The 6,379-nt window shown below is 41.4% G+C and carries 5 protein-coding genes; 1 reads left to right on the top strand and 4 read right to left on the bottom strand.

Annotated elements, in window-relative coordinates:
- Positions 1-738 (top strand): subclass B1 metallo-beta-lactamase (bla, locus tag B3Z75_RS10080; protein WP_294071102.1); only part of this gene is annotated, 738 nt, incomplete at its 5' end.
- Positions 739-1,123: 385 nt separating this feature from the next.
- Here bla and B3Z75_RS10075 read toward each other — a convergent pair.
- From B3Z75_RS10075 to B3Z75_RS10060, 4 genes are all read right to left on the bottom strand, one after another.
- Positions 1,124-2,119 carry a Gfo/Idh/MocA family protein gene (locus B3Z75_RS10075; RefSeq protein WP_294071100.1) on the bottom strand — a complete coding sequence of 332 codons (996 nt, stop codon included), beginning with the start codon at positions 2,117-2,119 and terminating at the stop codon, positions 1,124-1,126.
- A gap of 13 nt (positions 2,120-2,132) precedes the next feature.
- On the bottom strand, positions 2,133-3,569 hold the full coding sequence (locus B3Z75_RS10070; protein ID WP_294071096.1) for an MFS transporter: 1,437 nt from the start codon (positions 3,567-3,569) through the stop codon (positions 2,133-2,135).
- 10 nt (positions 3,570-3,579) lie between these two features.
- Positions 3,580-4,764, bottom strand: coding sequence for a Gfo/Idh/MocA family protein (locus B3Z75_RS10065; protein WP_286880563.1), 1,185 nt, complete (start codon positions 4,762-4,764; stop codon positions 3,580-3,582).
- A gap of 154 nt (positions 4,765-4,918) precedes the next feature.
- Positions 4,919-6,379 (bottom strand): family 16 glycoside hydrolase (locus B3Z75_RS10060; RefSeq protein WP_294071088.1); only part of this gene is annotated, 1,461 nt, incomplete at its 5' end.

Here is a 6,379-nt window from a genome sequence, read left to right as displayed (position 1 = left end):
GGCAATGTAATTGTAAATCCGGACGGGACCCACTCCACGGTTCATGGCAATGTCAACATAGACAGAGTAACGGAAAAGAATGTATACAACTCAGCGTCTTTGATAATTAATCAGATTTCCGAATATGTATATCAACATATTTCATTTCTTGATTATGGGGATCTGGAGAAAATTTCGTGTAATGGAATGATTGTTGCAAAGGACAATGAAGCCGTTATTTTTGATACGCCGACAGACAATGAAACTTCTCGCGAACTGATTGACTGGCTTACACAATCGTTGAAATGCAAAATTATAGCGGTTGTTCCAACGCATTATCATATAGACAACTTGGGAGGCCTGGAGGAATTTCACAGACAGGGCATTATTTCTTACGCCTACAACAAAACGATACAGATAGCGAAAGAAAATGGATCTACGATACCAAAACAGGGGTTTGATAAGTATTTGAACTTAAATATCGGTAACGAGGCGGTGCATATTGAATTTTGTGGAGAAGGCCATACCTGCGATAACATTATTGGTTATTTCCCTTTGGAAGATATTATGTTTGGCGGTTGTTTAATAAAAGAAGCAGGAGCAGGAAAGGGTAATCTCGCGGAAGCGAATGTCGAAGAGTGGTCGGAAACGGTAAGAAAAGTAAAGATGAAATATCCAAAAGTAAAAAAAGTTATAACCGGACACGGGAAATCCGGCGGAATTGAACTTTTGGATTACACAATCGAGCTATTTGAATGAAAGGGAAAAAATACCCCGTCTGGATGGCACGAGACAACAACTACTACGACCCACAGGCTTATTCTCTAGTTCAACATGATTAACTTCCTCTTGATGCCGACGGTATGCAGGCTGTCAGACACCATGGTGAAATTATCGGCCGACATGAAGACGATTTAGGTCACCACAGTGTCTCTCCCTCAGAAATAGATGCCTGCAGGATGGCGGATGGGGAAAGCAGGCCCTTTAACACAAGCAGATTTGGGTAATCAATCTCAAAATTGGAATTCTCACCTTTCACAGCGTGCCGTATACATTGCAAGACATTGCAGAATGCACTTTCCCCATGCATCGGTTTGAACACTCACTCTGAGCAGGGGCGTTTATCGAAGATTTACAATTTTTTCTATAGTTTTATCCATTTATGTTCTTTGTTGCTTTCAACAATTGCATCAATAACTCTCATATTATTAATAGAATCACTAAGGGAAAACTCAATTTCACCATCTTCAATGATGGTTCTTGAAAAATAATCGGCTTGTCGAGTATATTGATTCTCAGGATCAAATGTAACTTCTTCTGCACACCCTTTGGTGTAAATCCAAACATGAGTCATCTTATCGACTGGAGCATTTACAGGTATCTCCACTTCAATTCTACCATTTTCGCCTACAATATTTACCCGTTGATAAGGCATTAATTGCGTGGAACACGTAAATGTTGCTGTTGCACCGGTTGAAAAAACAAGAATCCCCGAGGTCAGCCTGTCTGTTTTCATCACAGGATCCATATCCATTACACCAATCACTTTTTCAGGCTCCGAGTTGAGTATGAATCTCGAAAAGGATATGCAATAACAACCAATATCCATCAATGCTCCACCACCCACTTCTGTCCTGTTTCGAATATTGTTCGGGTCAATGTTGTAATATGAAAAAAACAGATTGACAGCGCTCACTTTTCCAATAGTACCGTTTTCAACAATTGACCTAACCTTATGCCACTGCGAATGAAAACGATACATGAACGCCTCCATTATTTTTAAATGAGGAAATTTATTAGAAGTGTCTAATAAATTTTGAGCGTCGGTTGAATTTAGTCCGATCGGCTTCTCGCATAAAACATGTTTTCCTGCTTCCAATGCTTTAATGGACCACTCCACATGTAAATGATTGGGAAGCGGTATGTATACCGCTTCAATATCCGGATCTTCTAAAAGTTTCTCGTAAGAATCATAAATCCTTTCTATGCCATGTTGAGCTGCAATTGTTGTTGCAAATTCTCTGTTTTCCGAGCCAATTCCCAATACACGGCTGCATTTACTTGCCTGAATAGCCGGTATCACTTTCTCTCTGCCAATTTTTGCAGTGCTTAATACTCCCCAATTAACGATACGTTTCATGTCATGTGATTATTTACAGTTCAGTTATTATTTTATATTTTGGCACCAAAGCTCTCATTATCGACCATCCGATCAGATAAGTAACAGCACAAAGACAAAACACGATAAAATATCCCGATTCAATTCCCTTAAATCCCAACAAACTCAAGCTACTGCTTTCAGCATAATCAAACAATACTCCTGAACCTTTGTTCATGATGAAAGAAGCAATTCCGCCTGCCAATCCACCAATGCCCGTAATTGTTCCAATGGCATGTTTGGGAAACATATCGCCGATTGTAGAGAACAAATTTGCCGACCAGGATTGATGTGCAGCCAATGCCACACCAATGATGATCACCGGAATCCATACTGAAATATAACCCAATGGCTGGGCAAACAATACAATCAGTGGAATAAAAGCAAATATCAACATCGATTTCATTCTTCCTTCGTATGGATTCATTCGTTTCTTATCAACATAGTAAGTTGGCAACCAGCCACCTACCAATGACAACATGCTGATTGCATACATTACAAAGATTTGAGGAGCACTTTGTGTGGAGTCTAATCCATACACTGAACTTAAATAAGCGGGCGTCCAAAACAAGAAAAACCACCAGGCACCATCGGACATGAATTTTCCGGCTGCAAATGCCCAGGTTTGCTTGTGTCGAAAAGCCTGCCTGTATGTCACTTTCCTCTCGAGGGTTGATGCTGCTTTCAGCTCTTCAAATTCTTTTTCATCTTGCTGGATATAGGTCAATTCAGCGGCATTAATCCATTTATTTTCTTCCGGCTTTTTGTATAAGAATACCCAAAATGCCATCCAGATAAATCCGGTTGCACCTATAATGATAAATGCCATCTCCCATCCGTATGCTTTGGCTAAAAACGGTATGGTAAGCGGTGCAATAAGCGGACCGATTGCTGCACCCGAATTAAAAATACTGGTGGCAAATCCACGGTCTTTTTTCGGAAAATATTCAGCAACGGCTTTAATAGAGGCCGGGAAATTACCCGCTTCGCCAATTGCCAGCACAAACCGGGCAATCACGAACAGATACACACTTACAGAAGCTATTAATGTGGTGTTTTTGACAACGGACAATGCCTCAACGGCGCCTCTGAAACTCTCGGGCCAAACTCCGGTAACAATCGCGGCGGTTGCAAGTCCGCAGAAAGCATGTAAACAAGCTCCAAGTGACCAGATTCCAATTGCCCACATAAACCCTTTTTTGGTTCCCATCCAGTCCATAAACCTTCCGGCAAACAACATCCCGACTGCATAAAAAATAGAAAATAATCCTGTTATAGTGCCATAATCATTATTTGTCCAATGAAATTCCGGCGCGATAAAATCTTTCCAGGTCAATGACAGGACCTGACGATCCATATAGTTGATGGTAAGTGCCATAAACAGCATACCTACTACACCCCATCTGTAATTTGTTGATTTTTCTTTTTGCATGAATTATATTTTACTCAAAAACAGTAACTTGCACTTCCACTCCCCTGTTTTCTGCTGAAAGATAGGCTGAATATATTGTCGCAATCACATCCGCAGCAAGTTTGCTGTCACTTTCAATGGGCGTTCCATGAGCGGCTGTTTTATAAAATGCATCCATCTCGTGCTGATACCCATTGAACCAGCCTTCATCGGGCGAAATATTAGACCATCCTTGTTTCGTGCCTGTTTTTTCAACCACATAGATATCGTTGAAATTTTCATCCACAGGATTGTATGTCTGCATGGCATTGTTCGGCGTGATATTGCAAATGGTACGGTGATTGTTTGCATGTACTTCCACATAGTTTTTCACTCCTCCATGCAGCAGCTCGCTTGCCACCACATCGGCCACTGTTCCGTCTTCAAAAACGATGTGTGTGACTGCATAATCTTCCACGTCGGTATAGGTATCGCGCAAATGGCCTTGATTTTCAAAATTTTCCATTCTTGTGATTGCGTGAACCCGGGCTGAAATTGTTTTCGGGCGAATAGGTTTTCCGAAACGCACTTTGCCTTCCACATGCTTAAAATAGATGGTAGCAGCCAACGGATGACTGCCTTTTCCCATCAGCGAACCTCCACCGGCAAGCCTCCATTTTCCATAATCAAGCGAATGAGAGCCCGAATGAGACTGTTGCGCCTGAATCCAAAGGATTTGAGATTTTGTTTTCTCGATGATTTCGCGTTCTTTCTGTACCGCAGGAGCATATATCCAGTTTTCAGCGTACATGATTTTACCCTGGCTGTTCTTCTCGGCATCGAGCATCCGCTTGATACTTTCCAAGGCATTTTCAAGTCCTTTTTGACGAGGAAAGGTATCTCCATTAAATTCTGGAGAGCCATCACCAAAATACCCGGTAAAAGGCTTTTCAATAATGACAAACTTATTTTGCTTCAACACTTCAATTGCAATTGGCTCGTGTGTAACCGGAGGTGTGCAAACGTGAAGAACATCCGAAGCCGCAATTAACTCTTCCAATGTTTTGAATGTTTGCAGTCCTCTTTCATCCGCAAATTTTTGTGCATTTTCTGCATTTCTTGAAAAAACACCCGCAATTTCCACTTTTGTACTGAAGACACGTTGTAAAGCATCGAAATGAAATCGCGCAGCAAAACCCGAACCGATAATCCCGGCTCTTAAAACCTTTTTATCCATAAATAGTTAAAATATAATCCTTTATAAACTTCAACAAGTCAGACAAAATGTTGACAACAAAGACAACAGTTCTGTAAAGCCTCAGATAAGGCTTTTCAAATATCAATCACCACAATTTTACAATGCTGTAGCAATATGGAGCCACAGGGTGATCTTACTTATACTCGTTGGCAATAGCTGTTTCTAATTCTTTTAAAAGTGCAGGAACCATTTTCTCGGGTTCTGTCGGACGCATCGGAAAATCAGGTTGCGGTTGTCCTTTCATCACTTTGTCGCCCAATGTTTCAATAGGCAGATAACCTCTGTAGCCACTGTTATTCACAATTCTCAATAATCGCGGCATATCAATGCGAATGCGACTCAACACACCAAACGGACTCTCTTTTACTTGAAAATTAACCGCATAAGGCATGATTTTTTCAATGTCCACATAAGGGTCATCGGTTATGAAATAGCCTGTATCGACTATCACGCCGAACCAATCGGAGTTGACCATTTTCACTATTTCGATTGTTTCATCCGCTGTTTTTAAAAAGTCCCCGTGATTTTGTACACCCACAAGTACTCCATGCTGTTCACCATACTCCGCACATTCCCTCAAGCTTTCAGACATATATTTTGCTATGTCGTCCCAACGGTTCTCATATCCAGCAGGAATGGGCCCTGCAAATACACGAATGACCGGAGCTCCTAACTTTGAGGCAACTTCAATCCATTCTTTTACGTGTTTCACATCGGCTGCCCGTTTGGCAGGGTCGGGATTTGCAAAGTCATTCCTGACACCGGTTCCACTGATGTCAATTCCTTTCTTGAAAGCATATTTTTTCAAGTTATAGATAAATTCATCACCCGGAACAGCCGGGTAGCCCGGAAAATAGTATCCCGTGAGGTCCACGGCATCAAATCCATTGTCTGCACAATAATCAATCAGCTGAAAAAGGGTCATTCTCCCACTATTCAAGTCTTTAGCAAAAGAGAAAGCGTTCAGACTTGTTTTAACGGCCGACTTTGTTTTTTTCTTTGTCAGATCTTGTTCCGATTTATGAAGTGCCGGATAGTTTTTGGATAAATCCTGAATTTTAATATTTTTCCATGAAACCTGCATTGGCTTTGGGTCTTTTACGGCATGAACCTGCAGTCCGATAAAACCCGATTTAGTCATATCGTCAAATAGTGCGGAAGCCAACACCCCATTCACCCATGTGTAGATGCGATAACCAGTCGCCTCCAAGCGAATGTGGTTCCACTCTCCGGGTTTGAAGGCTTTTCGGGCAGCTTCGTTTTGAGTCAGATCATTCAGCCAGCCACGACGCTTTTCATCATAAATACCCCCTGTCCAACTCCTAGGTTCCGTTCCCGATGGGACAACATCACCATTTGACCGATAGTTAAACGGTTCTTTGGAGTAGAGTTCTTTTTGTATTGGGTCAATTTCTACTTGATAACCATGTACTATTCCATCTTTGTAGTTTTTATCGACATTGCTCCTGAATTGAATTCCGGAATTCAACCCTTCATCCACTTTAAAATCCAACTCTAAAATAAAGTCGCCGTAATGTTTTTTTGTAACTAAAAAGCTGTTTGGTGAGTTAAGAACAGTAGTGCCAACGATGGC

Origin of the sequence: Proteiniphilum sp. UBA1028 (assembly GCF_002316955.1) — a bacterium.
Lineage (GTDB): Bacteria > Bacteroidota > Bacteroidia > Bacteroidales > Dysgonomonadaceae > Proteiniphilum.
The sequence above is the reverse complement of the archived record's forward strand: the minus strand, read 5'-3'. Positions and strand labels throughout refer to the sequence as shown.

Excerpts from the sequence above, each read along its gene's own strand:
- B3Z75_RS10075 (WP_294071100.1), bottom strand. The coding sequence starts at position 2,119 with ATGAAACGTATCGTTAATTGGGGAGTATTAAGCACTGCAAAAATTGGC.
- B3Z75_RS10070 (WP_294071096.1), bottom strand. The coding sequence starts at position 3,569 with ATGCAAAAAGAAAAATCAACAAATTACAGATGGGGTGTAGTAGGTATG.
- B3Z75_RS10065 (WP_286880563.1), bottom strand. The coding sequence starts at position 4,764 with ATGGATAAAAAGGTTTTAAGAGCCGGGATTATCGGTTCGGGTTTTGCT.